At 61.8% G+C, this 24,637-nt stretch carries 19 protein-coding genes; 9 read left to right on the top strand and 10 right to left on the bottom strand.

The genetic code is table 11. The features are described 5' to 3' along the window. Positions 1-62 precede the first annotated feature (62 nt). Positions 63-1,100, bottom strand: a complete 1,038-nt coding sequence (locus QLG02_RS07600; protein ID WP_113994002.1) for a Mal regulon transcriptional regulator MalI — start codon at positions 1,098-1,100, stop codon at positions 63-65. A 275-nt stretch (positions 1,101-1,375) separates the two neighbouring features. Here QLG02_RS07600 and malX point away from each other — a divergent pair, with 275 nt between their 5' ends. After that, positions 1,376-2,962: a maltose/glucose-specific PTS transporter subunit IIBC gene (malX, locus tag QLG02_RS07595; RefSeq protein WP_282464897.1), complete on the top strand. Its 1,587-nt coding sequence runs from the start codon at positions 1,376-1,378 to the stop codon at positions 2,960-2,962. Positions 2,963-3,036: 74 nt separating this feature from the next. After that, positions 3,037-4,239, top strand: coding sequence for a MalY/PatB family protein (locus tag QLG02_RS07590; RefSeq protein WP_282464896.1), 1,203 nt, complete (start codon positions 3,037-3,039; stop codon positions 4,237-4,239). A gap of 27 nt (positions 4,240-4,266) precedes the next feature. Here the strand turns inward: QLG02_RS07590 and QLG02_RS07585 are convergent, their stop codons facing one another. From QLG02_RS07585 to QLG02_RS07575, 3 genes are all read right to left on the bottom strand, one after another. Further along, positions 4,267-5,055, bottom strand: a complete 789-nt coding sequence (locus QLG02_RS07585; protein WP_282464895.1) for a hypothetical protein — start codon at positions 5,053-5,055, stop codon at positions 4,267-4,269. 91 nt (positions 5,056-5,146) lie between these two features. Further along, the gene (locus QLG02_RS07580; protein ID WP_017409991.1) at positions 5,147-5,434 is read right to left on the bottom strand and encodes a hypothetical protein; all 288 of its coding nucleotides are present in this window, start codon (positions 5,432-5,434) and stop codon (positions 5,147-5,149) included. 202 nt (positions 5,435-5,636) lie between these two features. Then, on the bottom strand, positions 5,637-7,526 hold the full coding sequence (locus tag QLG02_RS07575) for a PTS fructose transporter subunit EIIC (protein WP_282464894.1): 1,890 nt from the start codon (positions 7,524-7,526) through the stop codon (positions 5,637-5,639). 734 nt (positions 7,527-8,260) lie between these two features. Here QLG02_RS07575 and QLG02_RS07570 point away from each other — a divergent pair. Further along, positions 8,261-8,410, top strand: coding sequence for a hypothetical protein (locus tag QLG02_RS07570; RefSeq protein ID WP_011705333.1), 150 nt, complete (start codon positions 8,261-8,263; stop codon positions 8,408-8,410). A 76-nt stretch (positions 8,411-8,486) separates the two neighbouring features. On the opposite strand, the gene QLG02_RS07565 is transcribed toward QLG02_RS07570, so the two are convergent. Both QLG02_RS07565 and manA read right to left on the bottom strand, forming a co-directional pair. Then, on the bottom strand, positions 8,487-8,993 hold the full coding sequence (locus tag QLG02_RS07565) for a hypothetical protein (protein WP_282464893.1): 507 nt from the start codon (positions 8,991-8,993) through the stop codon (positions 8,487-8,489). 253 nt (positions 8,994-9,246) lie between these two features. Continuing rightward, positions 9,247-10,446: a mannose-6-phosphate isomerase, class I gene (gene manA / locus QLG02_RS07560; RefSeq protein ID WP_282464892.1), complete on the bottom strand. Its 1,200-nt coding sequence runs from the start codon at positions 10,444-10,446 to the stop codon at positions 9,247-9,249. A 129-nt stretch (positions 10,447-10,575) separates the two neighbouring features. Here manA and QLG02_RS07555 point away from each other — a divergent pair, with 129 nt between their 5' ends. Then, a complete protein-coding gene (locus QLG02_RS07555) occupies positions 10,576-11,451 on the top strand; it encodes an AraC family transcriptional regulator (protein WP_005298937.1) in 876 nt (291 codons plus the stop codon). A gap of 202 nt (positions 11,452-11,653) precedes the next feature. Further along, entirely contained in the window at positions 11,654-12,907 is a 1,254-nt protein-coding gene (icd, locus tag QLG02_RS07550) for an NADP-dependent isocitrate dehydrogenase (RefSeq protein ID WP_282464891.1), read from the top strand. Positions 12,908-12,993: 86 nt separating this feature from the next. On the opposite strand, the gene QLG02_RS07545 is transcribed toward icd, so the two are convergent. From QLG02_RS07545 to dsdX, 3 genes are all read right to left on the bottom strand, one after another. Continuing rightward, a complete protein-coding gene (locus QLG02_RS07545) occupies positions 12,994-13,170 on the bottom strand; it encodes a hypothetical protein (RefSeq protein ID WP_011705338.1) in 177 nt (58 codons plus the stop codon). 334 nt (positions 13,171-13,504) lie between these two features. Next, the gene (locus tag QLG02_RS07540) at positions 13,505-14,836 is read right to left on the bottom strand and encodes a D-serine ammonia-lyase (RefSeq protein ID WP_282464890.1); all 1,332 of its coding nucleotides are present in this window, start codon (positions 14,834-14,836) and stop codon (positions 13,505-13,507) included. 16 nt (positions 14,837-14,852) lie between these two features. Then, positions 14,853-16,190: a D-serine transporter DsdX gene (gene dsdX / locus QLG02_RS07535; RefSeq protein ID WP_282464889.1), complete on the bottom strand. Its 1,338-nt coding sequence runs from the start codon at positions 16,188-16,190 to the stop codon at positions 14,853-14,855. Positions 16,191-16,403: 213 nt separating this feature from the next. Here dsdX and dsdC point away from each other — a divergent pair, with 213 nt between their 5' ends. Then, positions 16,404-17,375 (top strand): DNA-binding transcriptional regulator DsdC, encoded by a 972-nt coding sequence (gene dsdC / locus QLG02_RS07530; protein ID WP_282464888.1) that lies wholly within the window; start codon positions 16,404-16,406, stop codon positions 17,373-17,375. A gap of 21 nt (positions 17,376-17,396) precedes the next feature. Here dsdC and QLG02_RS07525 read toward each other — a convergent pair whose 3' ends face one another. Beyond that, positions 17,397-18,578, bottom strand: coding sequence for an ROK family transcriptional regulator (locus QLG02_RS07525; protein ID WP_282464887.1), 1,182 nt, complete (start codon positions 18,576-18,578; stop codon positions 17,397-17,399). A 131-nt stretch (positions 18,579-18,709) separates the two neighbouring features. Between QLG02_RS07525 and QLG02_RS07520 the strand changes: the two genes are divergently transcribed. The 3 genes from QLG02_RS07520 (at position 18,710) to QLG02_RS07510 (ending at position 24,396) form a co-directional block, all read left to right on the top strand. Next, entirely contained in the window at positions 18,710-21,997 is a 3,288-nt protein-coding gene (locus QLG02_RS07520) for a DUF5107 domain-containing protein (protein WP_282464886.1), read from the top strand. A gap of 72 nt (positions 21,998-22,069) precedes the next feature. Beyond that, positions 22,070-23,524: a sugar porter family MFS transporter gene (locus QLG02_RS07515; RefSeq protein WP_282464885.1), complete on the top strand. Its 1,455-nt coding sequence runs from the start codon at positions 22,070-22,072 to the stop codon at positions 23,522-23,524. Then, positions 23,521-24,396 (top strand): aldose 1-epimerase, encoded by an 876-nt coding sequence (locus QLG02_RS07510; protein WP_282464884.1) that lies wholly within the window; start codon positions 23,521-23,523, stop codon positions 24,394-24,396. Before QLG02_RS07515 ends, QLG02_RS07510 begins: the two co-directional genes overlap by 4 nt. The last annotated feature ends 241 nt before the right edge of the window (positions 24,397-24,637 follow it).

Raw genomic sequence — 24,637 nt, 5'->3', positions numbered from 1 at the left:
TTGCGCTCGCGCTTTTTTGCTTGACCACAACTGCCGCTTGCCTGGCGCCGCAACAGGGCGCCTCAGGCCGATGCCCGCTTTTGCAGGCTGGGGATGATGAGATGGCGGTTGGGGGCGAGCTCGGGTTGCTGCAATCGGGTCAGCAGGCGCAGGGCGGCCTGGCGGCCGATGTCGCGGGCCGGCGAGCTGACGAAGGTAAGGGCGGGGAAGGTGAGTTCGGCCTCCGCCACGTCGTCAAAGCCGAGCAGGGCCACCTGCTGGCCGACGTAGTTGTCCTTGCCCACGCTGCGCCCGCTCGCCTCGACGCCGTAGATGGCGCCGAGGGCCACCTCCGGGTAGTGGCAGAGCACGGCGGTCACCTTGGGGTGCCGGTGCAACAGCTGGGCGATGGTGTCGGCGGCGCTGCGCTGGGTGCGCTCACACTCCAGTACCCACTCCGGTTTGAAGGGGAGGCCGTATTGCAGCAGGCTGGCACAGTAGCCACCGATGCGCTCGGCGCGGGTGAGGGAGTCGGCCCGCCCGCCGACGTAGGCGATATGGCGGTGACCCTGCTCGATGAGATAGGTGGTGGCCTGCTGGGCGGCGTGGGTGTTGTCCGGGCCGATAAAGTCCACGTCGTCGCGATAGTAGGAGCGGGCGGCGCACACCAGCGGCAGCGCCGAGCCAAGCAGATTCTCCAGCGGCTTGGCGGCGGCGCCGCGCACCGGGTTGAAGATGATGCCCGCCACCCCCTGGCGCGACAGGGACTGGATGCTCTGCTGCAACCGCTCCGGGCTGTGGCCGCACTGGGTCAGAAACAGCAGATAGCCCTGTTGCTCCAGCACCTCGCTCACCCCGGCGGTCACCTCGGTATAGAAGGGGTCGGTGATGTCGCGCAGGATCAGCCCCACCAGGTTGGATTGCTGGCTGCGCAGGTTGGCGGCGGCGCTGTTGGGCACGTAGTCGAGTTCTTTTATCGCCTGCTGCACCCGCTCGGCGGTGGCCGGCGAGATGCGCCCCTTGCCGCGCAGCACCATGGAGACGGTGGTGACCGAGACCCCGGCCAGCCGGGCCACGTCGGTGATCTTGGGGTTGTTGGCGAGCAGCGGTTTGGGCGACATAGGCAGGCGGTGGCGATCAAGGCGAAGAGAGGAGGTGCACAGCATACCCGCTTGGGTTGCCGAGTGAAACGTTACATCCCGCGCCCATGGATCTGCCTCACAAATTTGAGGAACAGCGTCCAGCAGGGCGGTTGAACTGTGATCCTGTCGGCACTTGTGAGTTGATAAAACGTTTTATCATCCAGAAAAACCAGATACGGCTCGCCGTCGCCATCCGTCAGGGAGGCTAGCGGGCAGGCGTATCGAATGACCCTCACCTCACAAGGATCTGACACATGGCCAAGTCCCCCGCCAAATCCACCATCTGGGAGTTCCTGCAGAGCCTCGGCAAGACCTTCATGCTGCCGGTCGCCCTGCTGGCCTTCTCAGGCATTCTGCTCGGTGTCGGCAGCTCGCTCACCAGCGATGCGGTCAAGCAGAGCATGCCCTTCCTCGACAATACCGTGCTGCAACTGCTGTTCCTCTGGATGACCAAGGTCGGGCTGGTGGCCTTTATCTACCTGCCGGTGATGTTCGCGGTGGCCATTCCGCTCGGGCTGGCGCGCGAAGAGAAGGGAGTGGCGGCCTTTGCCGGTTTCGTCGGCTATGCGGCGCTCAACCTCTCCATCAACTTCTACCTCACGGTGGCCAACGTCATCGGTGACGGGGCGGCAGAGAAGGCCTACGGGGTGAAATCCATCCTCGGCATCAGCTCCATCGACACCGGCATTCTGGGGGCCATCATCGTCGGGGTGATCGTCGCCAAACTGCACGCCCGTTTCTACACCTACCAGATGCCCGATGCGCTCGCCTTCTTCGGCGGCGCCCGCTTCGTGCCCATCATCACCGCGCTGGTACTGGGTGTGGTCGGTCTGGTGGTGCCTCTGGTCTGGCCCTGGTTTGCCACCGGCATCAACGGCATCGGGACGCTCATCTCCCACGCCGGCCCCTTCGGTCCCTTCCTGTTCGGTACTGGCGAGCGGCTGCTGCTGCCGCTCGGCCTGCACCACATTCTGGTGGCGCTCATTCGCTTTACCGAGGCGGGCGGCACGTCGCTGGTGTGCGGCAACGAGGTGAGCGGCGCGCTCAACATCTTCTACGCCGAGCTCTCCTGCGCCGACACCACCCAGTTCTCGGTGTCGGCCACCTCCTTCCTCTCTCAGGGCAAGATGCCGGCCTTCCTCGGCGGCCTGCCGGGGGCGGCGCTCGCCATGTATCACTGCGCCCGCCCGGAAAATCGCGGCAAGATCAAGGCGCTGCTGGTCTCCGGTGTGGTGGCCTGCGTCATCGGTGGCATCACGGAGCCGCTGGAGTTCCTGTTCCTGTTCGTGGCGCCGGTGCTTTACGTCATTCACGCCATCCTGACCGGGCTCGGCTTTATGACCATGGGGCTGCTTGGCGTCACCATCGGCAACACTGACGGCAACCTGATCGATTTTCTGGTGTTTGGCGTGCTGCAAGGCACTGCCACCAAGTGGTATCTGGTGCCGGTGGCGGCCGCCATCTGGTTTGCCATCTATTACGGGGTGTTCCGCTTTGCCATCGTGCGCTTCAACCTCAAAACCCCTGGCCGTGAAAAAGAGAGCCGCGAGATTGAAGCCAGCGAGGCTGCCCAGCCCGCAGGCAAGAAGGCTGGCAACAGCGGCTACAACGGCGAGGTGATCCTCAACGCCTTGGGCGGCGCCGACAACATCCTGGCGCTCGATAACTGCATTACCCGCCTGCGGATGTCGGTGCAGGACATGAGCCGGGTCGATGACAAGGTATTGAAGGCGAATGGCGCCATCGGGGTGATCAAGCTCGACGAGCACAACCTGCAGGTGGTGATCGGCCCCCAGGTCCATCTGGTGAAAAACCAGCTGCAGAGCCTGATGGGGGTCTGATCCGGCCCTCTGTTACCCTACCTCGGGGGGCGCCATGCCCCCTTGTTCATTGCTGTTTTACTGGTGAGAAAGAGATGGCCAATACCGACTCCTTTGATTTTGATCGCGTCGTCGATCGCCACGGCACCTACTGCACCCAGTGGGACTATGTGGCCGACCGCTTCGGCCACGCCGACCTGCTCCCCTTTACCATCTCCGACATGGATTTCGAGACTGCCCCCTGCATTCGCGCGGCCCTGGCCAAGCGCCTTGAGCACGGGGTCTTTGGCTACAGCCGCTGGAATCACGACGACTTCAAGGGGGCGGTGAGCGACTGGTTCGCCAGCCGTTACGGGGCGCAGCTCGACCCTGACACCCTGGTCTACGGCCCTTCGGTCATCTACATCATCGCCCAGCTGGTGATCCTCTGGTCTGCTCCCGGCGAAGGCGTGCTGGTACATACCCCCGCCTACGACGCCTTCGGCAATATGCTGGCCGCCAACGACAGGGTGCTGCTGCCTTGCCCGCTCAAAAAAACAGAGGGAGGTTACCAAGTCGACTGGACCTGCTTCGAGCAGCAAGCGGCTCGCCCCGATTGCCGCATCCTGCTGCTCTGCAGCCCCCACAATCCTACCGGTCGGGTCTGGACGCGGGATGAGCTCTGCCGGATGGCCGCCATCTGCCAGCGCTACGGGGTCAAGGTTATCTCGGACGACATCCATATGGATGTGAGCTTTGCCCGCTACCTGCCGTGGAGCGAGGTGGCGCTGGACGATCACTGGGCGCTGGTGGGCTCGGGTTCGAAATCTTTCAATATCCCCGCCCTTGGTGGCGCCTACGCCTTTATTGCCAACGCCGAGGCGCGGGCCGGCTATCTGCAGCGGCTCAAGGCGGCCCACGGCCTCTCATCGCCCCCCATTCTCGGGGTGCTGGCCCATATCAGCGCCTATCGGGACGGCGGTGCCTGGCTCGATGCCCTGAAAAGCTATCTGCACGGCAACCTCACCCAGGTGGCGGTGCGGCTCAACGCCGCCTTCCCCGCCATCGACTATCGGGTGCCCGAGGGGACCTATCTCGCCTGGATTGACTTGAGCGGCCTTGGCATCGACAACACCGAACGGATGGATGCGCTGCAAACCTTGCTGGTGGAAAAGTACCGGGTCGCCATCATGCGCGGCGACACCTATGGCCCCGAAGGCACAGGCTATCTTCGCCTCAACGTCGGCTGCCCTCGCTCAAAAGTAGATAAAGGCCTCGACGCCTTGATAAGCGCACTGCAAGAACTGCTGGCCAGATAGCACACCGCCGCCCGAGGGCGGCGGTTGCTATTTCGAGGCGGCCTTGTCAGGCCGATAGCGGGTCTCTTCTATCTGATCGAAGCGCAGGATCAGGGTATCGCCCCCCTTGAGGCGATAGGCGCAGTGGGAAGCGTTGCAGGCGATGCGAATATGGGGCTCATCCCCCAGCAGAGGAGACTGACTATGGGCCTCTCTCTGCGGCCATTTGTCTTGCTCTAACTGGTCTATCTGTTTTTGGGCAAGCTCTTCGCCCATGGGCTTGAGATGTTCAGAGGCCATGATGACCAGCAAGGGAGGGACGATGAAAATAGCGAGTTTGAAAATAGAACTCTGTAACCAGATCATGGTGTGGAAGGTTAAGGGGGCCGGGTAGTTATTGGCGATTTTTCCTCCCTTTAGTACCAGAGGGGTTAGGACAAAGAAACGGATAACCCACCAGGAAATAGTCAGACGCCATCTCACGGTAAACAACATGGCAAAGAGAGTAAGAAAAAGCGTTCCTAGCACAGCGATTACTGGGACTACGTAGGGTAAAAGCAGCTGGATAAGCAGATAGAAACCGGTAAACAGTGTGATATCGGCGGGTGGAGAAAACTCCGTTGATTCCAGTCTGAATTGCCCCAGGTAACCTTGGTAATAGCGCATTCCCACAAAGTACACAGCCGCCGTCATTAAGGGGATCAGAGCACATAGAATACCGACGAATCCCAGTATGCCTCCTTTCTCTTCTTCCTCATTTTTTGCTGCCCGCAGTTCTTGCAAATGTTTTTTAAGCCAACGTCTGCGCAGGGTGTTCAGATCCAGATCTGGTGTCATCAAATCCCTTCGTGCTGTTTGGGTCTGGTAGTGATGAAGGTTAAGCCGTCAAGGAGGAGGCGTACAGTAATGGCATGGCGGCGGCATTCTGTCAGAGAATGGCGCGGCTGCGAAACAGCACCTTGCCGCAGGCCAGGCAGGTGTGGCGCAGACGGTAATCGCCGGCGCCAGTCAACGGGCTGAACAGCACCTTGTGCGAACCGCAGGCACAGCAACTGGCGTTTTCACTGTCGTCGGTGGCGCATTCGGGATGGCGGGCGAGGTACTCGGGCAGGGTGGGTAGTTTGTCCCAGTCGGGCTGGGTCACTGCGCGATTCTTGAGAATGATGCCGGCGGTCACCAGACCCGCCAGGGTGAGCAGTACGTCCGTCAATTCCATGTTTTGCAAGGCTCCGTCCATGTGCGGTCGCGAGGCCGGCTGGCAGGCGAAGGCACAATATGGCTCCTATCTTATCGATCCTGAGGGGGAGGGCGCTATCCCCGTTCGGGCGGCTGACGAGCAGGGTTTGCTGCTGCCTGATGCCGAGATAAATGAAGGGGCCCTTGGCCCCTTCTGTCGTAGGTATTCTCAAGTGCCGTTGTCAGGCCACCTGGCACCCCGGCTGGGTGCGGGCCAGCAGCCCTTCCGGGTTGTGGATGGCCTCCCGGGTCTTGACGTCGATGACCTCGATATTAGCGAAGCGCCCCTTGTTCTTGATGGCCACGTCGTGGGCCAGGATGACGCAGCGGGCGTTGGCCACGTCTTTGGGCGTAATGCGGTTGATGATGCCGTTGGCGCCCTGGGTTTCCACTTTGAGCTTGATGCCGGCCTTGGCGGCCGCTTTTTGCAGGCTCTTGGCGGCCAGGAAGGTGTGGGCCACGCCGGAGGGGCAGGCGGTGATGGCCAGCACTTCGGCTTCCCCTTCCGCCTCGATGATCTGGTACTCCTCCTGGCGCTCGTTGCTCTCTTCGGTGTCGCTGACCGGCTTTTTCAGCAGGTTGACGATAAGGGCCGTAGTGAGGGCGCCGAGCAGGGTGCCGAGGATATAACCCATCTTGCCCTCCACCACTGGCAGCACGATCCAGCCGCCCCAGGGGGCGTGGTTGATGCTGTGCATCATGAAACCGGTGATGTTGCCGACGATGCCGCCTGCGACGATGGCCGGGATGACCCGCACCGGGTCGGCGGCGGCGAACGGGATGGCACCCTCGCTGATGCCGATCATGCCCATGATGGCGGCCGCCTTGCCCGCTTCACGCTCTTCCTTCTTGTAGCGACGCGGTGAGAGCAGGGTTGCCAGCGCCATGCCGAGCGGTGGCACGCAGATGGCGATGCCGACCCCGCCCATCAGCCAGGGCTGGGTGTTGACCTGGGTCTGGGCGAACAGGGTGGCCACCTTGTTGATGGGGCCGCCCATGTCAAAGGCGGTCATGCCACCGAGGATGGCCCCCAGCATCACCTTGCCGGAGCCCGCCATGCTGGAGAGCCAGTGGTTCATCCCCTCCATCATGGCGGCGATGGGGGCGCCGATGACCCACATCACGATGCCGCACACCAGGAAGGTGCCGATGAGCGGATAGATAAAGATGGAGCCGAGCGAACTCATGGAATCCGGCAGCTTGATCCGTTTGAGCTGGTTGACGATGAGGCCGGCGATAAAGCCCACCAGGATGGCGCCGAGAAAACCGGTATGAAACTGCTGCACTGCAATCCAGGAACCGATCATGCCGGGGGCCAGGCCCGGTTTGTCCGCCATGGAGTAGGCGATGTAGCCGCCCAGCACGGCGGTAAACAGGGTGAGCCCGGCAATCCCCATGTCGGCCATGTCCTTGAGCACGCCCGCCTCGGGCACGGCGCCCTTGCCGCTGATCATCACCGACAGCGACAGCAGCACGCCTCCCGCGACTATGAAGGGGATCATGTGGGAGGTGCCAAACAGCAGGTGTTGCTTGAGGGTGTTGAGCTGGGCCTTGATGCCGCGCTCCTGCGGCTCCGCCGGCTGGGCAGGCTGCGCCCGGGCGGGGGCGGCAGGGGCTGCGGACGGCCCTGGTGCGGCCAGCAAGGCGAGTACCTCGGCACGGCTGGTGGCTGCCTGCATGCTGGCGATGAAACCGGGTTCCAGCAGCTTGGTGGAGAGCTCGGCCAGCACCTCGATATGGTGGTTGGCGCCGCCCGCCGGGGAGGCAATCATGAAGAACAGCCTGGAGGGCTTGCCATCTTCGGCGCCGTAGTCGATGCCCTGGCGGCTGATACCGACCACGATGGCGGGCTCTCGCACCGCCTCGCTCTTGGCGTGGGGCAGGGCGACCCCTTGCTCGAAGCCTGTGTTGTCGAGCTCCTCTCGCGCCCAGAGGTCGCGGATAAACTGATCCTGACTGGCTATCTTGCCGCTGGCCTTGAGCCTGGCGGCCAGTTCGACAAACAGCGCCTGCTTGTCGCGGGCCGCAAGATCGAGGCAGATCAATCCTTCATCTATCAGGGTGGTGAGCATGGTTCTCTCCTGGCTGGTGCCGTCCGAATGGAAGTGGTCCTGTTGAAACTGTGGTGCAACTGTTTGACCTGCCTATTGTTTCTCCCAAAGGTCTCGGCTGAAATCGGACATATGTGCCCTTTACTGGATTTTTGTGCCAATGGCGCCTGCCTGTGACCCTGCTCGCATTTTGTCCCGCTTGAGCGGGTGAGCTCACTTTTATAAAAATGTATTTTAAAACAGATGGTTATTTTTAATCTGAGTACAACTGATGACCAATAAGTGATGAGCCTGAATGCTATCGGCAGACGATGGGATGGAGATTTGTGCGCTCGAGCGGGCGGGAAAATTGTGAGCCGGTCGGCAAAAGCGGTGGCCTGGCCGTGGGGGATGCTCATGGTGGCGTGGTGGCAGGAAACGCAAGAACAGGGTGTGAAAAATCAGTGCATAATCGGCCGATTGAAAAGGGTGTGTAGATCTGTAGTGGTTTGTGTGTAAATGCTTGATAATTAATATGTTTTGTTTTCTTGGTCGGAGAGGAAAGAGGCGGTTTTGACCTCCTTTTGATGGCCTACTGGGAGACGTTTAATCATTTTTTAGATTGCTTTTTGCATATCCAATCGTTTATTTAGTTGGACAGTTTTGGCAAACCGGAAGTCAAACCTGATGAACCGACAGGCCAACGCCCTTGATGCGGAGTGTGCCGTCAACCCGTTTTACTTGTCATGTTCACCCAGATGTAAGGAGACATCCCGATGGAAAAACTGGTCCAAGAGATCGACACCATGCGCGAAGAGTTCAAGCAACAGGAGCGCAAACAGGCCCACGACAAATGGCAGGCCAGGGTCGAAGAGCTGCAGCAGATCCGCGCTGAAGAGCCTCAGCCGGAGGCCGTGGAGGAGTGACCCCGTGGCCAGCCCGGCGCTGAGGCGCACGCGGCCCGGCAGAATGCAAAACCCCCGCCAGCACGGCGGGGGTTTTTTATTGCGGTTCGATGGCGTTGTGGCTCTGCCATTGGCGCAGGCGCTGCTTGAGGGAACTGTCGCCGGGGGGGATGAAGTCATCCATCAGGTAGCAGCGGTTGTCGCCGCTCTTTTGAAAGTGGAGGCTGACCGTCTGCGGCTCTTTCTGGGTGTCGGAGAGGGCGAACAGATACTGCATCCTGACCGTTACCCCTTGCTCTTGCTGGTTGGCCAGGGTGAAGCTGACGGGTTCGCTCACCTCGCCATCCTGGGCGTTGATCCAGGGATCGGCATCAATGGCACACACCTCGCCGTCGGCGTTGCAGGCAGCTTCGCTGCTCAGCACGGCGAAGAAGTCGGGGGTGAGCAGCGCCTTGAGCGGCGCCGGGTCGGCGTAATAGAAATCCTTGTGCTCGTTCCAGAACGCCTTGGCCAGCCTGAGCGCCACCCCCTTGTCACAGGCGGCATGCACCGGGCTGCCCAGCAGCGCCAGCAATAAAACGGATAGTCCGCAGTAGCCTTTCATGATGTTCTTCCTGAACGGGTGCCGGGTGACTGTGGTGGCCCCGGCGAGGGTCAAGGCGCAGTGATAGCCAGACGGGCATGATAGCCAACCCGGCAGAGGACGACAGCAGGATCTGATGAATTTATGCCGCACATCAAGAAATTTGTCGGCAAAGAGTAGAGATCAGAGAGCAGGGGAGCGCGGTGGCGGTGGCCGTCAAAAAACAAGGGCCATCCTGGATGGCCCTTGTGGTCATGGGTCGATGCAGACCGGTTTAGCAGCGGTTGCCAGCGCGGGCGACCCGGCCCTCGGCCAGCAGCTGGTAGCGGCCGGTGGCGGCCGGGATGAAGGCGGACTGCCCCTTCTCGAGGCGCAGGGTGTCGTCACCGCGCTTGAGGATCACCACCTCGTCGATGGCAAACAGGATCTCGGCGCTGGCGGTGGTGAGCTGGTGCTCGCCCGCCGGATAGACGCTGAAGGTGAAGTCCGGCACCGGCACCTCGAAGTGCTGTACCGCCCCTTCCATGCGGGGGGCCAGCAGGATCTGGTCGTCCGGCTTGGGCAAGCAGCGGGTGCAATCCAGCAGCTCGGCCACGTCTATGTACTTGGGAGTGAGCCCGGCGCGCAGCACGTTGTCGGAGTTGGCCATGATCTCAAGGCCGGTGCCGCGTACATAGGCGTGCGGGGTGCAGGCGTCCAGATACATCGCCTGACCGGGCTGCAGGGTCACCACGTTGAGCAAGAGCGGCGAGAACAGCCCCACATCCCCCGGGTACTGGGCGGCCAGGCTGGTGATCAGCGCAAAGGTCTCTTCATCCTGATGGGCGGCGGCAAAGGCCAGCAGGCCCGCCAGTGCCTCCTCCTTGCGCGCCCCTGCCAGCACCAGCAACTGGTGGAAGAAGTGCTGCAGACCCGCTTCATTCTGGCTGGCGGCGAGGGCGGCAACCAGTTCGGCAAGGGCGGGCAGCTTGACCCGCTCGAACAGCGCCAGGATGGCCGGGATGGCGCGAAAACCGTTCATCGCCTGATAGGGGGTGAGGGCAAACACCAGCTCGGGCTTGTGGTTGGGGTCCTTGTAGTTGCGATTGGCGGCCTTGGGCGAGATGCCGGCGGCCTCTTCCTTGGCAAAGCCGGCTTCGGCCTGCGCCTTGCTCGGGTGCACCTGAATGGAGAGAGCCTTCTCGGCGCACAGCACCTTGAACAGGAACGGCAGGCTGCCGAAACGGGCCTGGGTGGCGTCCCCCAGCACGGCGGCGGGGGCGTTCTCTATCAGGGTCGAGAGCTTTTGCGCCTGCCCGGCCAGCACGACCTCGGAGCAGCCATTGGGGTGGGCACCCATCCACAGTTCGGCCTGGGGCTTGCCCGCCGGATTGGGGATGCCGAACAGGGTGGTGAGGGCGTCATGGCTGCCCCAGTCGTAGCCTTGAATCGGATTTTGCATTGACAAAAAAGAGGGCAGATCGCGACTGCTCATAAGGGATGCCTCATTTGGTGTGCAGAAAATCGGGTGCAGAAAAGGGTGGCATTGCTGCCGCGGACCGGACTATAACATGGGCGGTCGCGGGCACCGCAACCGCTTGCCTCTCTCTTGATCAGGATCAGCATGTCTCTTGTCTTCAGCCAGTTGCTCGATGGCGCCCTCCACGAGCAGGCCCCCTTCGACCAGATCTGGTTTGCCCAGGATCAGGGGGTGCCGCCCGGTTTCAGCTATCAGGTCAACTTTCCTCGCCTCGAGCTGGTGTTCAGCGGCGAGTACCGCAACCAGATCTGGGACAGGGAGCAGGGCTGCCAGGAGATCTGTATCGCCCCGGGGCAGGCGCTCTACATCCCCCCCAACGGCTGGAACAAGCCGCTCTGGACCACCGACTGCTCGGTGCTGAGCCTGCTGTTCGGCAAGCGCCAGCTGGGTTTCAGTCTGGTGAGCAAGCGGCGGGAAGACCCCGATTTCTTTGACGTGCAAAAGCACAGCATCATGGCCCGGGCCGGCCATGTGAACGAACATATACTGGCGGCACTCAACGTGCTGACCGAGGATCCCGCTCGCTCCCCCACCGACAATCACCTGCTGCAGGCGCTGCTCACCAGCGTGCGCCAGCTGCTGGCCGAGTCCACCTTCGAGCGGCCGCGGGGGGCCGAGCTGTTTCACGGGATCTGCATCTATATCCAGGAGAACTTTCACCGCCCCATCAGCCGGGATTCGATCGCCCATCGCTTCAACGTCTCGGCCAGCCACCTGTCGCACCTGTTTCGAGAGCAGGGGCACATGCGTCTGGCCGATTACATCAGCTGGGTGCGCATCGATCGGGCCAAGTTCATGCTCAAGAAATACCGCTTTCGCCTCGAAGAGGTGGCCAGCCGCTGTGGTTACAGCGATGTGAACTATTTTTGCCGGGTGTTCAAGCAGAAGACCGGGCTGACCCCCTCCCAGTACCGGGCACTCAGCCAGCCGCAGGGGCAGGCCGAGGGGCTGGCGGGATAAGCAGGGATGCTGCTGGAGCCTGTCCGAGTCAGGCACCGGCGGGGCTGCTTCGGATCCGGAGCAGGCCGAAGGGACGCATTGTGATCCAGTGCGCGACTATGGTCTGACATGCGTGCTCGCCATTTGATTCTGCAAATGGATGGGCTTAAGATGGCCGCGCGCAACTTACAGATTGATAACAAACGGAAGTTAGGAGATGCCGATGGAAAGCAAAGTAGTTATCCCGACCCAGGGCCAGAAAATCACAGTCGATGCCAACGGCAAGCTGCAGGTTCCCAACCATCCGATCATTCCGTTTATCGAAGGGGATGGCATCGGTGTGGACGTGACCCCGGCCATGTTGAATGTGGTGAATGCCGCGGTCGAGAAAGCCTACAAAGGCGAGCGCAAGATCGCCTGGATGGAGATCTACACCGGCGAGAAGTCGACTCATGTCTATGGCGAAGGTACCTGGCTGCCGGCCGAAACCCTGGATTTCATTCGTGAATACTGCGTGGCCATCAAGGGCCCGCTGACCACCCCGGTCGGTGGCGGTATTCGCTCCCTCAACGTGGCTCTGCGTCAGGAGCTGGATCTCTACATCTGCCTGCGTCCGGTCCGTTACTACGAGGGCACCCCGAGCCCGGTCAAGCGTCCTGATCTGACCGACATGGTGATCTTCCGCGAGAACGCCGAAGACATCTACGCCGGCATCGAGTGGAAAGCCGACAGCGACGAGGCCAAGAAGGTGATCGCCTTCCTGCAAAACGAGATGGGCGTGAAGAAAATTCGCTTCCCCGAGACCTGCGGCATCGGCATCAAGCCCATGTCCAAGGCCGGTACCGAGCGTCTGGTCCGTGCCGCCATCGAGTATGCCATCGACAACGATCGCGACTCCGTGACCCTGGTGCACAAGGGCAACATCATGAAGTTCACCGAAGGTGCCTTCAAGGATTGGGGCTATGCCCTGGCCCAGAAAGAGTACGATGCCCAGCTCATCGACGGCGGCCCCTGGTGCTCCTTCAAGAACCCGAAAACCGGCAAGACCATAGTCGTCAAGGACGTCATCGCCGACGCCTTCCTGCAACAGATCCTGCTGCGCCCGGCCGAGTATGACGTCATCGCCTGCATGAACTTGAACGGCGACTACATCTCCGACGCGCTGGCGGCCCAGGTGGGCGGCATCGGCATCGCACCGGGTGCCAACATCGGCGACGGCGTGGCCCTGTTCGAAGCAACCCACGGCACCGCGCCGAAATACGCTGGTCAGGACAAGGTCAACCCGGGCTCCCTCATCCTCTCTGCCGAGATGATGCTGCGTCACATGGGCTGGACCGAAGCGGCCGATCTCATCATCAAGGGGATGGAAGCGGCGATCCGCAACAAGACTGTCACCTATGACTTCGAGCGTCTGATGGAAGGGGCCACCCTGCGCTCCTGCTCCCAGTTCGCCCAGGACATGGTCGACCAGATGTAATTTGGTCCCTGAAATGCAAAACCGGCGCCATGAGCGCCGGTTTTTTTATGGGTGATGGGCGGGTGCCGATGGGGGCACCCAATGGGTCAGGTGGTCTTTTCCACGTGCTGCTGGTAGATCTGCTGCCATTTGCTGAACTCGGCCTCGTCTCCCTGGGCCTGCCAGAACTCGCAGATGGAGCTGGCGAGTTCGGATGCCATGGCGTGATCCCCATCGCGGCGACTCATCAGATATTGTCCCAGCCAGCTTTGATATTGTTTCATTGCCCGATCTCCTTATCTCGTGTGTCTTGCTGACCACCGCCAGGCTTTGTGCCGGACGGGGCCATCAGGCCACGGTTTTTCTGCATGCCCGACATGGTTGTGATCGACGGATTGGGTCGCGATCTCGCCGGATCAGGGCGCCAACGTGGGTGCAGATGTCAAAAAACGGTCACTATCGTATCACAAAATAACCAGCTTGGGGGGATTGTCGGCAATTCAGGGTGTCCAGCTGTCTGGCCGTCTGGCTTGCAAGGGGGCGAACAGCGGCGCCATCTTGCTGATCCCACACGAGAAAAACCCGCCAGTCTGGCGGGTTTTATGGCTGGAAAAAAGATCAGAGGCGGGCGCTGGCCAGGTACTTTTCCATCTCCTCGGCGGGCACCATGCCGCCGCCGGTGGCCCACACCAGGTGGGTGGCCCGGGCCATTCTGGCTGCATCCAGCCCCTGGACAGCCTGCCATTCAAGGTTGGCCGCCACGCGCCACGGACCTGCCATGCCGGCCAGCGCAGAAGGTTCGAGCTTGATCTGTTCAGCGCGGGCCAAGAGTCCGAGCAGGTCATACATCTCCTGATCGCTCAGGGTGTAGAAACCGGCCAGCAGCCGCTCCATGGCGCGGCCGACAAAGCCGGAAGCGCGCCCCACCGCCAGGCCGTCGGCCGCAGTGAGGTTGTCGATGCCAAGGTCTTGCACCGCAATGGCATCGTGCAAGCCGGTGTGGACCCCGAGCAGCATGCAGGGGGAGTGGGTCGGCTCGGCAAACAGGCAGTGAACATTGTCCCCAAACGCGAGTTTGAGGCCAAAGGCCACCCCGCCGGGGCCGCCGCCGACACCACAAGGCAGGTAGACAAACAGCGGATGGTCGGCGTCCACCACAATCCCCATGTCATCAAACTGCGTTTTCACCCGCTCACCGGCCACTGCGTAGCCGAGGAACAGGGTGCGGGAGTTCTCGTCGTCGATGAAGAAGCAGGCGGGATCGCGTTCGGCCTCCTTGCGTCCCTGCTCCACGGCCACCCCGTAATCCTCGGCGTATTCCACCACGATGGCGCCATGTTCGCGCAACTTGCGCTTCTTCCACTCCCGCGCATCGGCCGACATGTGGACGGTGACGCGAAAGCCGAGGCGGGCGCTCATGATGCCGATGGACATGCCGAGGTTGCCGGTGGAGCCCACCGCGATGCTGTACTGGCTGAAGAAGTGGCGGAACTCGTCTGTAAACAGCTTGCGATAGTCGTCCTCTTCGCAGAGCAGGCCAGCCTTGATCGCCAGCTGCTCGGCGTGGGCCAGCACCTCGTAGATGCCGCCGCGCGCCTTGATGGAACCGGAGATGGGCAGATGGCTGTCTTTTTTGAGCAGCAATCGACCGGTGACCTCAACGCCGTAACGCTGGTTGAGAGTGGCCTGCATCGCGGGAATGGTTGCGATCTCGGACTCCAGAATGCCCTTGCTGGCACGGGTCTCGGGGAAGGCTTCACACAGGTAGGGGGCGAAGCGGGCTAGGCGGGCGGAGGCATCCGCCACATCGCTGCCATCGAGCCCCACATAGGGAAGACCTTCCACCAGGGTGGTGGCCTTGGGGTTGAACCAGCTGACCGGTTCCAGCGCGATCAGGGATTGCAGCAGCGGAAACTGCTGGGTGAGTTGTGATACGTCGATGTGTTTCATGTTGTTCTCGGCCTCGTTACACGATACAGGAGAGCAGGAAAGTGCCGGCCAGCGCCATCAGGGAGGCGACAAAGGTGGCGGTAGTGTAGTACTTGAGCGTTTCGTTCAGGGTGGCGCCGCAATACTGCTTGACCAGCCAGAACAGGGAGTCGGTGACCATGGTGCAGCCAATGGCGCCAGAGCCGATGGCGAGCGTCATGATCTCCGGGCTGATGTTCGGGTAGTGCACCATGATGGGGGAGACGATGGCGGTCGCCCCCATCATGGCGACGGTGGCTGAGCCCACGGCGGCGTGCAGCACGATGGCCACCAGCCAGGCCAGCAGGATGGGATGCATGTCGAGCTGGGAGAGGATGGTGGCCAGGCCGTCCCCAAGGCCACTGGCCTTGAGTACCCCGTTGAAGGCGCCGCCGGCACCGATGATCAGCAGTATGTTGGCGATGGAGGAGAAGCACTGCTCGGTCTGGTCCAGCAGCCCTTCCATCTGCATGCGCCGGCGGATCCCCAGCACGTAGTAGGCGGTGAAGGCGGCGATGAACATGGCGGTGATGGGGTTGCCGATAAACTCCAGCAGGGTATAGAGGTGGCTGGCGTGATCCATGTTGAGCTCGGCCACCGTCTTGACCAGCATCAGCAGGATAGGCAGCAGCACGGTGAAGAGAGAGGCGCCCAAGGTCGGTAGCTCGTCCTCGTTGCGGGCCTGGATGTCGGCAAAGGCGGCAGGCACCCCCTTGAACGGTACCCGCTTGCCCAGCAGCTTCAGAAACAGCGGGCCACCCACCAGCGAGGCAAACAGCCCGACCGCGAGGCCATAGACGATGACGGATCCCACATCGGCACCCAGCTGGTTGGTGACATAGAGGGCGGCGGGGTGGGGCGGCACTATGCAGTGCACGGCCATCAGGGCGGTACAGAGTGGAATGGCCAGGGTCAGCAGCGAGGTGTTGGTCTTGCGGGCGATGGAGAAGGCCAGCGGAATGAGCAGCACCACCCCCACCTCCACAAACAGGGTGATACCGCATACCAGCCCGACCAGCACCATGGTCACCTGGGGCGACAGCCAGCGGCACTGCTGCAGGGCGAGGCCGATGCGCTCGGCGGCGCCCGACACCTCCATCATCTTGCCGAGTATGGTGCCAAGGCCGATGACGGCGGCCAGAAAGCCCAGGGTGCCGCCTATGCCTTCCTCCATGGCATTGACCATCTTGAGCGGGTTCATCCCCATCAGGGCACCCACATAGAAGCTCGCCAGCAGCAGGGCGAGGAAGGGGTGGACCTTGCCTTTCACTATGGTGACGACGATCAGCAATATGCTGGTCAGCAGGGTTCCGACGATCCACATTTCTGAATTCATGGCGTGCCTCTGTGATGGGAATGATGTTGGCGCTATTGAATGAAAATGCAGGTTCCCTGACAAATGATGAAATCGGCAGCTTGGATGAGCTGGGTTGATGCAAAGGTGCCACATTCATCACATTTATGTTGTGAAGGTGGTTTTGCGTGGTGTGAGCTGATGCAGCGGGCCACTTTTTCGGTATCATCGGTGCCGATTTCGCAAGGGGGGCATATGTACGGCGAAGAGAACTATGTGGCGAGAAGCTGTGTTGCGGGAAACAAGCTGCTCAACGGCTATCAGCTGGCCAGGCTGCACACCTTCGAGGCGGCAGCCAGACACGGCTCCTTTGCGCTGGCCGCCGACGAGCTGGCGCTCAGCCCGAGTGCGGTGAGCCACCGGATAAGCGCCTTGGAGGAGGATCTCGGCTTCAAGCTGTTCCAGCGCTTTCACCGCAAGGTGGCGCTGACGGCAGACGGGCAGCGGGTATTCTGGGCGCTCAAGTCATCGCTGGAGTTCATCAACCAGGAGATCCTTGAGATCCGCCATCAGGAGCTGTCGGGCACCCTGACCGTCTACTCGCGTCCCTCCATCGCCCAGTGCTGGCTGGTGCCGCGACTGGCGGATTTCTCTCGCCTGCATCCCCAGATCGAGCTCAACATCATGACCGGCAACGAGAACATCAACCTGCACGGTTACGGCATCGATCTCACCCTCTATTTCGACGACAAGACGCCTGCGCGGCTCGCCATCCATCCGTTGATGGACGAGTACATGGTGCCGGTGTGCAGCCCTGAGTATGCCGAACAGCACGGGCTGCTCGGCAACCCGGCCAACCCGGCCAACCCGGCCAACCTGGCGCACTGCCGCCTGCTGCACGATCGGCAAGCCTGGGGCCATGACTCCGACGGCGACGAGTGGTCCAGCTGGGCCGAGCAGTCCGGCGTGTCGCTTTCGGCATGCAGGGCCAGCATGGGGTTTGATCGCTCCGATCTCGCCATCATCGCCGCCATGAACCACGCCGGGATCGCCATGGGGCGCCAGAACCTGGTGAGCAAGCGACTGGCACGGCGCGAGCTGGTGGCCCCCTTCCCGGACATGGCGGTGCACTGCGCCCAGCGCTACTACATTGCCACCCTGCCCAATTGCCAGAACCCCAAGGCGCAAGCCTTCATCGACTGGGCCTGCCAGCAGGCGGGGGTCTGAGTCAGCCCTTGCGCAAACAGGCTAGTGAGGCTGTGCCAGGGCACTTTCCACATAGAGATAGCCAATCCCCATCACCTGCTGGGCGCGGCTGAGCTGGCCAAAGCGGATGTGGGTGGCGTTGACGGCGTCGCTGCAGTCGAACGGGTTGGCACCGGTCTGGTGGATGATGGTCTGCAGCCACTCCTCGCCAAAACCGCAGCTGCGACCATAGAGCCAGATACGGTTGATGTTGAGGATGTTGAGAAAGTTGTAGAGGCTCAGGCCAATGGCGCGGGCTCCTTCGTCCACCATGGCCCGGATCATGGGTTCTCCCTGCTGATAGCGTGCCAGCAGCTGGGCTGTGCCGACACGCCCCTCCGCCAGTGCTGCGGGATCCGCCCCCTGCTGCTTGAGAAAGACCCGGGCCCGCTTCTTGATGGCCGAGAGGGAGGCGACCGTCTCCAGACAGCCGTAACGGCCGCAGGCACAGGCGCTGCCATCCGGGTTGATGATGGTGTGGCCGATCTGGCCGCTGCCAAACAGGGCTCCCCGGTAGATCTGGCCGTTGATGATGAAGGCTGAACCGATGCCGTAGTCGACGTTGATGACGCAAAAATCGCCGACGTTTTCCACCCCCTGCCACTTCTGGGCCAGCGCCAGCATGATGCAGTCGTTGTCCACCATCACCTCGCAGCCGAGGCGCTCCTCCAGCAGATACTTGAGCTCGACCGACGCGTGCCAGGGGGCCTGTGGCATAGTCTGTGACACCCCGCTGGCCGGGTTGACCTGACCGTGTACCGCGATGGCCAGCCGGATCGCCAGCCCCTTGTGGTGGCGCTTGTGCTGGTAGTAGCAGACCTCGATCAGGCGCAGCAGCTCGTCCGGGGTTTGCGGCGCAATTTTCTGGCCGGCGTAGTCATCGAGCGGGGTGATCAGGTTGTCCACCAGAATGCTCTCCAGACTGGTGGGGCTGATATTGAGGCAGAGGATCGCCCCCTGACCGCTGGCGATGCGGTAGCTGCCGCCATTGATGCCGCGCTGGGAGAGGTTCTGCTCGCTGTGGCTGATGGCCCCCTCGGCCACCAGCTCGTCGAGGATCTTGCTGACCGCCGGAATGGAGAGCTCGCAATGGCGTGCCAGGGTGGACTTGCTCGCCTCCTTGAGCTGGTAGAGCAGGGCCAGCAGCACCTGCTTGTTGTGGTGGCGTACCTTCTGATTGTTCAACCCTGTGCTCATCACTTCACTAAACTCCGCTTACTGTATTGCGTGATCTTTAGGCAATTAATGGTGGTTTAACCATTCTAATCTGGTCTCACTGAAATTTTTACTAACAAGTATTAAGTGAGGCGAGATTGATGAGAGCTGATGTCAAGGTCTGGGTCGAGACCATCACCCTGCCGACCTACGAGGTGGGTACCGAAGATCCCAACCCCATGTTTCTCGAGAAGCGGGTCTATCAGGGCTCCTCGGGGGCCGTCTATCCCTATGGCGTGATCGATACCCTCACCGGCCAGAAGCAGATGAAGCCCTATCGGGCGGTCTGGCTGGAGAACGACTTCATCAAGGTGATGCTGTTGCCGGAGCTGGGTGGTCGCATCCACCGTGCTTACGACAAGGTGATGCAGCGGGATTTCGTCTATTACAACGAAGTGATCAAGCCCGCGCTGGTGGGGCTGGTAGGGCCCTGGATCTCCGGCGGCATCGAGTTCAACTGGCCGCAGCACCACAGACCCACCACCTTCATGCCGGTGGATTTCACCATCGCGGAGCAGGAGGGTGGCGCCAAGACCGTCTGGCTGGGCGAGGTTGAGCCGATGCGTGGTTTGCAGGTGATGGCAGGCTTCACCCTCTATCCCGACAAGGCGCTCATCGAGATCACCGGCAAGGTGTTCAACGGCAACGACACGCCGCGCCATTTCCTCTGGTGGTCCAACCCGGCAGTGAAAGGGGGGGATGCCCACCAGAGCGTCTTCCCGCCCGATGTCACCGCCGTCTACGACCACGGCAAGCGCGACGTCAGCGCCTTCCCCATCGCCCGTGGCACCTACTACAAGGTGGACTACTCCGCCGGGGTCGATATCTCCCGCTACCGCAACATTCCGGTGCCCACCTCCTATATGGCGGACAAATCTGACTACGACTTCGTTGGTGCCTACTGTTATGACGAGCAGGGCGGCCTGTTGCACGTGGCGGATCACCACGTCTCGCCGGGCAAGAAGCAGTGGAGCTGGGGCAACTGTGACTTTGGTCAGGCCTGGGATCGCAACCTGACCGACGACAACGGCCCCTACATCGAGCTGATGACCGGGGTCTATACCGACAACCAGCCCGATTTCACCTGGCTGGATGCGGGGGAGGAGAAGGTGTTTGTGCAGAACTTCCTGCCCTACAACACCCTGGGCACTCTGCAAAACGCCAACACCCGCGCCGCTATCAAGCTGGAGCGCAGCGATGACGGCCTCGTCTGCGGGGTCTATGCGGTGGCGCCACTTCGCGGGGCCAGCTTCGAGGTAAGCGACGAGGGGGGCGTGCTGTTTACGCAACCTCTGGATCTGCAGCCGGGTCAGGCCTGGCTGGAGTCGCTCGCCATTACCAGCGAGGGGCGTTTGCAGGCCCGTCTGCTGGATGAGCAGGGTCAGTGCGTGCTGAGCTATCTGGAGCATCAGCCCGCAGGCGAGGCTCTGCCGGATCCGGCCACCGCACCAGAGCCCGCCGTCAACCTCGACTCGGTCGACGAGCTCTACTTCATCGGCCAGCATCTGGAGCAGTATCTGCACGCCAGCCGCTCACCCTTTGATTACTACCTGCGGGGGCTGGAGCTCGATAGCGGCGACTATCGCTGCAACCTGGCACTGGCGACCCTGGAGTACAACCGTGCCAACTATGAGCAGGCGCTGGTCTACGTCAATCAGGCGCTGACCCGGGCCCATCGCCTCAACAAGAACCCCCAGTGCGGCAAGGCCAGCTTGCTGCGCGGCCATATCGAGGAGCGACTCGGCCAGTTCGATGCCGCCTTCGATGACTTCTACAAGGCGACCTGGAGTGGCAACTGTCGCGATGGCGGCTTCCTCGGGCTGGCCCGTATCGCCATGGTGCGCCGCGACGCCTCGCAGGCGCTGCAATTTGTCGAGCGCAGCCTCGCCGTCAACGGCACTCACTACGGTGCCATCGCTCTCAAGGGGTTGGCCCTGCTGGAGTCTGGTGAGCCGGAGGCAGCTATTACCTATATCGACGAGCAGCGAGTCCGCTATCCGCTTCACTATCAGCTGGCCTTCCTGCGCTGGCTGGCGAGCGAGCAGACCGCCGATCGCGACGCGCTGGTCCGTCTTTGCAACGGGCGTGGCACCAACCTCTGCTTCCTCACCAGCGAACTGCTGAGCTGGCGGCGCCCCGAACTGGCCAGCAAGCTGCTGGCAGCCCTGCCGATGGAGGAGACCCTGCCGCTGCTGTTCGAGGCGAGCTTGCTGGCAGCGGGGCCGGAGCAGGAGGCGCTGCTGATGCGGGCCGAGCAGGCGTTTGGCCGCAAGGTACGTTTCCCCAACACCTTGGGCGAGGTGGCCATGCTGGCGCAGCTTTCCCACAGCTGGTTTGCCAGCTATCTGCTGGCCTGCTTTCACTACAGCAAGCGCAACTACGAGCAGGCGATTGCCCTGTGGCTGCGGGTGTGCGAGCAGGCACCGGACTTTGCCCCGGTCTGGCGTAACCTCGGTATCCACCACTTCAACAAGGCGGGTGATATGGCGGCGGCCGAGCAGTGCCTCCGTCGGGCCTTTGCTCTCAAGCCGAACGATGCGCGGCTGCTGTTCGAGCTGGATCAATTGCACAAGCGTTGTGCCATGGCCCCCGCAGAGCGGCTGGCCCTGCTGGAGTCGCACCGGGCGGTCGCCCTCAAGCGCGATGATCTGACCGCCGAACTGCTCAGCCTCTATCACATCACCGGTCAGTTGGAGGCTGCGGCCGAGATCTTGCGGCTGCGCGAATTCCACCCCTGGGAGGGGGGCGAGGGCAAGGTGACCGGCCAGTACCTCATCAACCAGCAGCGCCGTGCCTTGGTGTTGATGACTCAGGGACGCCACGAGCAGGCTATTCCGTTGCTGCAACAGGCGCTGCACTACCCCCTCAATCTGGGAGAGGGGCGCCTTGTAGGACAAACCGACAACGACATTCACTACCTGCTGGCGCTCTGCCATCTGGCCTGTGACAACCAGAGTCTGGCGGCCCAGTGCCTGCAATCGGCTTGTCTTGGTCAGGGGTCGCTGGGGGCCAGCCGCTACTACAACGATCAGCCGGTGGATTACCTCTTCTATCAGGGTATGGCGCTGACGCGTCTTGGTCGGGTTGCCGAGGCGCAGCGTCTGTTTGAAGGGATGGTAGGCTGGGCCGAGCAGGCAATGGGCGAGTCGGTCGAGGCGGACTTCTTCGCCGTTTCGCTGCCGGATCTCATCGTGCTGGATGACGACCCGCAGCATAAACACCGCCAGCACTGTCTGCTGGTGAGGGCCCTCGGTCAGCTGGGGCTGGATCAGCGCGACGCGTGTGCCCAGACCCTGCGCGAGCTGCTCATCTTGAACCCGGCTCACGACAAGGGGCAGCTGTTCGCCCTGATCTGCCGCGAGCTGTCACTCAATCCATCACAGCCATAACAACAACGGGCGCCCCGCCACGGTACGGGGCGCCACTGCACCCTACAATCGACAAGATAATAAGGATGAGTCATGGAACACACTCAACATCGCTCGGATACGCACCGGCTCAACATGGGCTACGTCTGGATGATCTGCCTGGTAGCCGCCTGCGGTGGCCTGCTGTTTGGTTACGACTGGGTGGTCATCGGCGGGGCCAAGCCCTTTTATGAGGCCTATTTTTCCATCACCGATCCGGCCCAGTCCGGCTGGGCAATGAGCTCGGCGCTGGTGGGCTGTGTGCTGGGGGCCGCCATCTCCGGCTGGTCGGCGGATCGCTTCGGCCGCAAGAAGCCGCTGATCCTGGCCGCCATCCTGTTTACCATCTCGGCATGGGGTACGGCTGCGGCCAGCAACTTCGATCTGTTCGTGGTCTATCGCATTGTGGGGGGGATCGGTATCGGTCTGGCTTCTGCGCTCTCGCCCATGTACATCGCCGAGATCAGTCCGGCCGACAAGCGGGGCAAGTTCGTTGCCATCAACCAGCTCACCATCGTGATCGGTGTGCTGGCGGCTCAGCTGGTCAACCTGATGATCGCCGATCCGGTCGCGAGCAACGCCACCCAGGCCGATATTCTGGCCACCTGGAACGGCCAGTCCGGCTGGCGCTGGATGTTCGGGGCCGAACTGGTGCCGGCGCTGGCGTTTCTGGTGCTGATGTTCTTCGTGCCGGAGTCACCGCGCTGGCTGGCCAAAGATGGCCAGTATGAGCAGGCGGCCCGCATGCTCGGCAAGATTGGTGGCGATGGCTATGCCAAGCAGACGCTGGCCGAGATCCGCCAGACGCTGGTGGGGGAGTCGGCGCACAAGGTATCGCTGGCGGAGCTGGGCAAGCCCTCGGTGCGCCCCATCCTCATCATCGGCATGGTGTTGGCGGTATTCCAGCAGTGGTGCGGCATCAACGTCATCTTCAACTACGCGCAGGAGATCTTTGCCTCCGCCGGGTTTGACATCAACAGCACCCTCAAATCCATTGTCGCCACCGGCCTTATCAACCTGCTGTTTACCCTGATTGCACTGCCCATGGTGGACAAGCTCGGCCGCCGCAAGCTGATGCTGATTGGCTCGGCCGGTCTCACCATCATCTACGGCATGATGGCGGCGGCCTATGCCAGCGGCGTGCTGGGCTTGCCGGTGCTGTTGCTGGTGCTGGCGGCCATCGCCATCTATGCCCTGACCCTGGCGCCGGTCACCTGGGTGCTGCTCTCCGAAATCTTTCCCAACCGGGTGCGTGGGCTGGCGATGTCGGCCGGAACCCTGGCGCTCTGGATCGCCTGCTTCGTGCTGACCTACACCTTCCCGCTGCTCAACGCCGGGCTGGGGGCCGCAGGCAGCTTCCTGCTCTACGGCATCATCTGTTTCGCCGGGCTCATCTTTATCTATCGCAAGGTGCCCGAGACCAAGGGGGTGACGCTGGAGGCGCTGGAAGCCCAGCTGGCCCAGGGCAAGGTGGAGTTGACGCCGACCAAGGCGAGCGCCTCGGCATGACGGTATACACATTGAGCAACCCGCATCTTAGGATGCGGGTTTCAACACAAGGGGCCTGTCTGCAGGGTCTTGAGGATGACAAAGGGCGCCCGTTGCTGCGCGATAGTGACCCCAGTACATCTTGTTATCCCGGCGAAAGCGCCCTCTTTCCTATGGTGCCGCTGGCCAACCGGGTGGCAGGCAATTGTTTTGAGTTGTGGGAGGAGGAGCATCGCTTGCCAGAAAATCTGGTTGATCCCGACTTCTTCCTGCATGGCGATGGCTGGTTGCTGCCATGGCAGCGGGTGGCAGGCTCTGCCAGTTCGGTGACGCTGCAGCTCAACAGCCAATGCGGCCCTTTTCACTATCTGGCCGAGATTGACTATCGGCTACAGGGGGTGAGCCTGCTGGCACGCATCAGTCTGACCCATCTGGGGGAGGCGCCTTGTCTCTACGGCGCCGGTTTTCATCCCCTCTTCTGGCGCGACGAGCAGACAAAGATTCGCTTTCTGGCGAGCGGCGTCTGGCAGGAGGGGCCGGAGCATCTGCCGACCGACTGGTCTAGCCGGCTAGCGCCCCACCTTGACTTTCGCCAGTGGCAGTGCCCGCAAGGGTGGCTCAACCACTGTTACGGTGGCTGGCATGGTACGGCCGAGCTGGTGCACCCCACCCGCCAGCAACGGCTGAAGGTGGTCAGCGACGCTTCTTTCCTGATGCTCTATCAGCCGGATGAAGCGAGCGGTTTTGTTTGTCTTGAGCCCCAGAGCCACGCCGCCAATGCCCACCATATGGCCGGTCACCCCGGCCTGCGGCTGCTGCAGCGCGGTGACACCATGAGCATCGCCATGACCATCACTCTGATGTCAGAGTTGATAGCTCGTTGCGAGGAGTAACGGGATTGGCGGCGAGATTATGCGGATTGGGTGTTTGCTGAAAACAGAGTAATAAAAAAGGGCCACCTCTTGCGAGATGGCCCTTTCCAAACGCTGGGGGAACCTTAATTAAGTTAACAGCCTGTTGATTTGCAAGGTTTATATTTTTAGATGTAACTCGGCGTTGTTACTGTCAGTGTTACCATTCGTGACGGTGCACCCCTTGCCGAGGGTGGGTGAGTCTTTCATATAGGCCCCCTTT

Origin of the sequence: Aeromonas sp. V90_14 (assembly GCF_029967615.1) — a bacterium.
GTDB lineage: Bacteria > Pseudomonadota > Gammaproteobacteria > Enterobacterales > Aeromonadaceae > Aeromonas > Aeromonas hydrophila.
The sequence above is the reverse complement of the archived record's forward strand: the minus strand, read 5'-3'. Positions and strand labels throughout refer to the sequence as shown.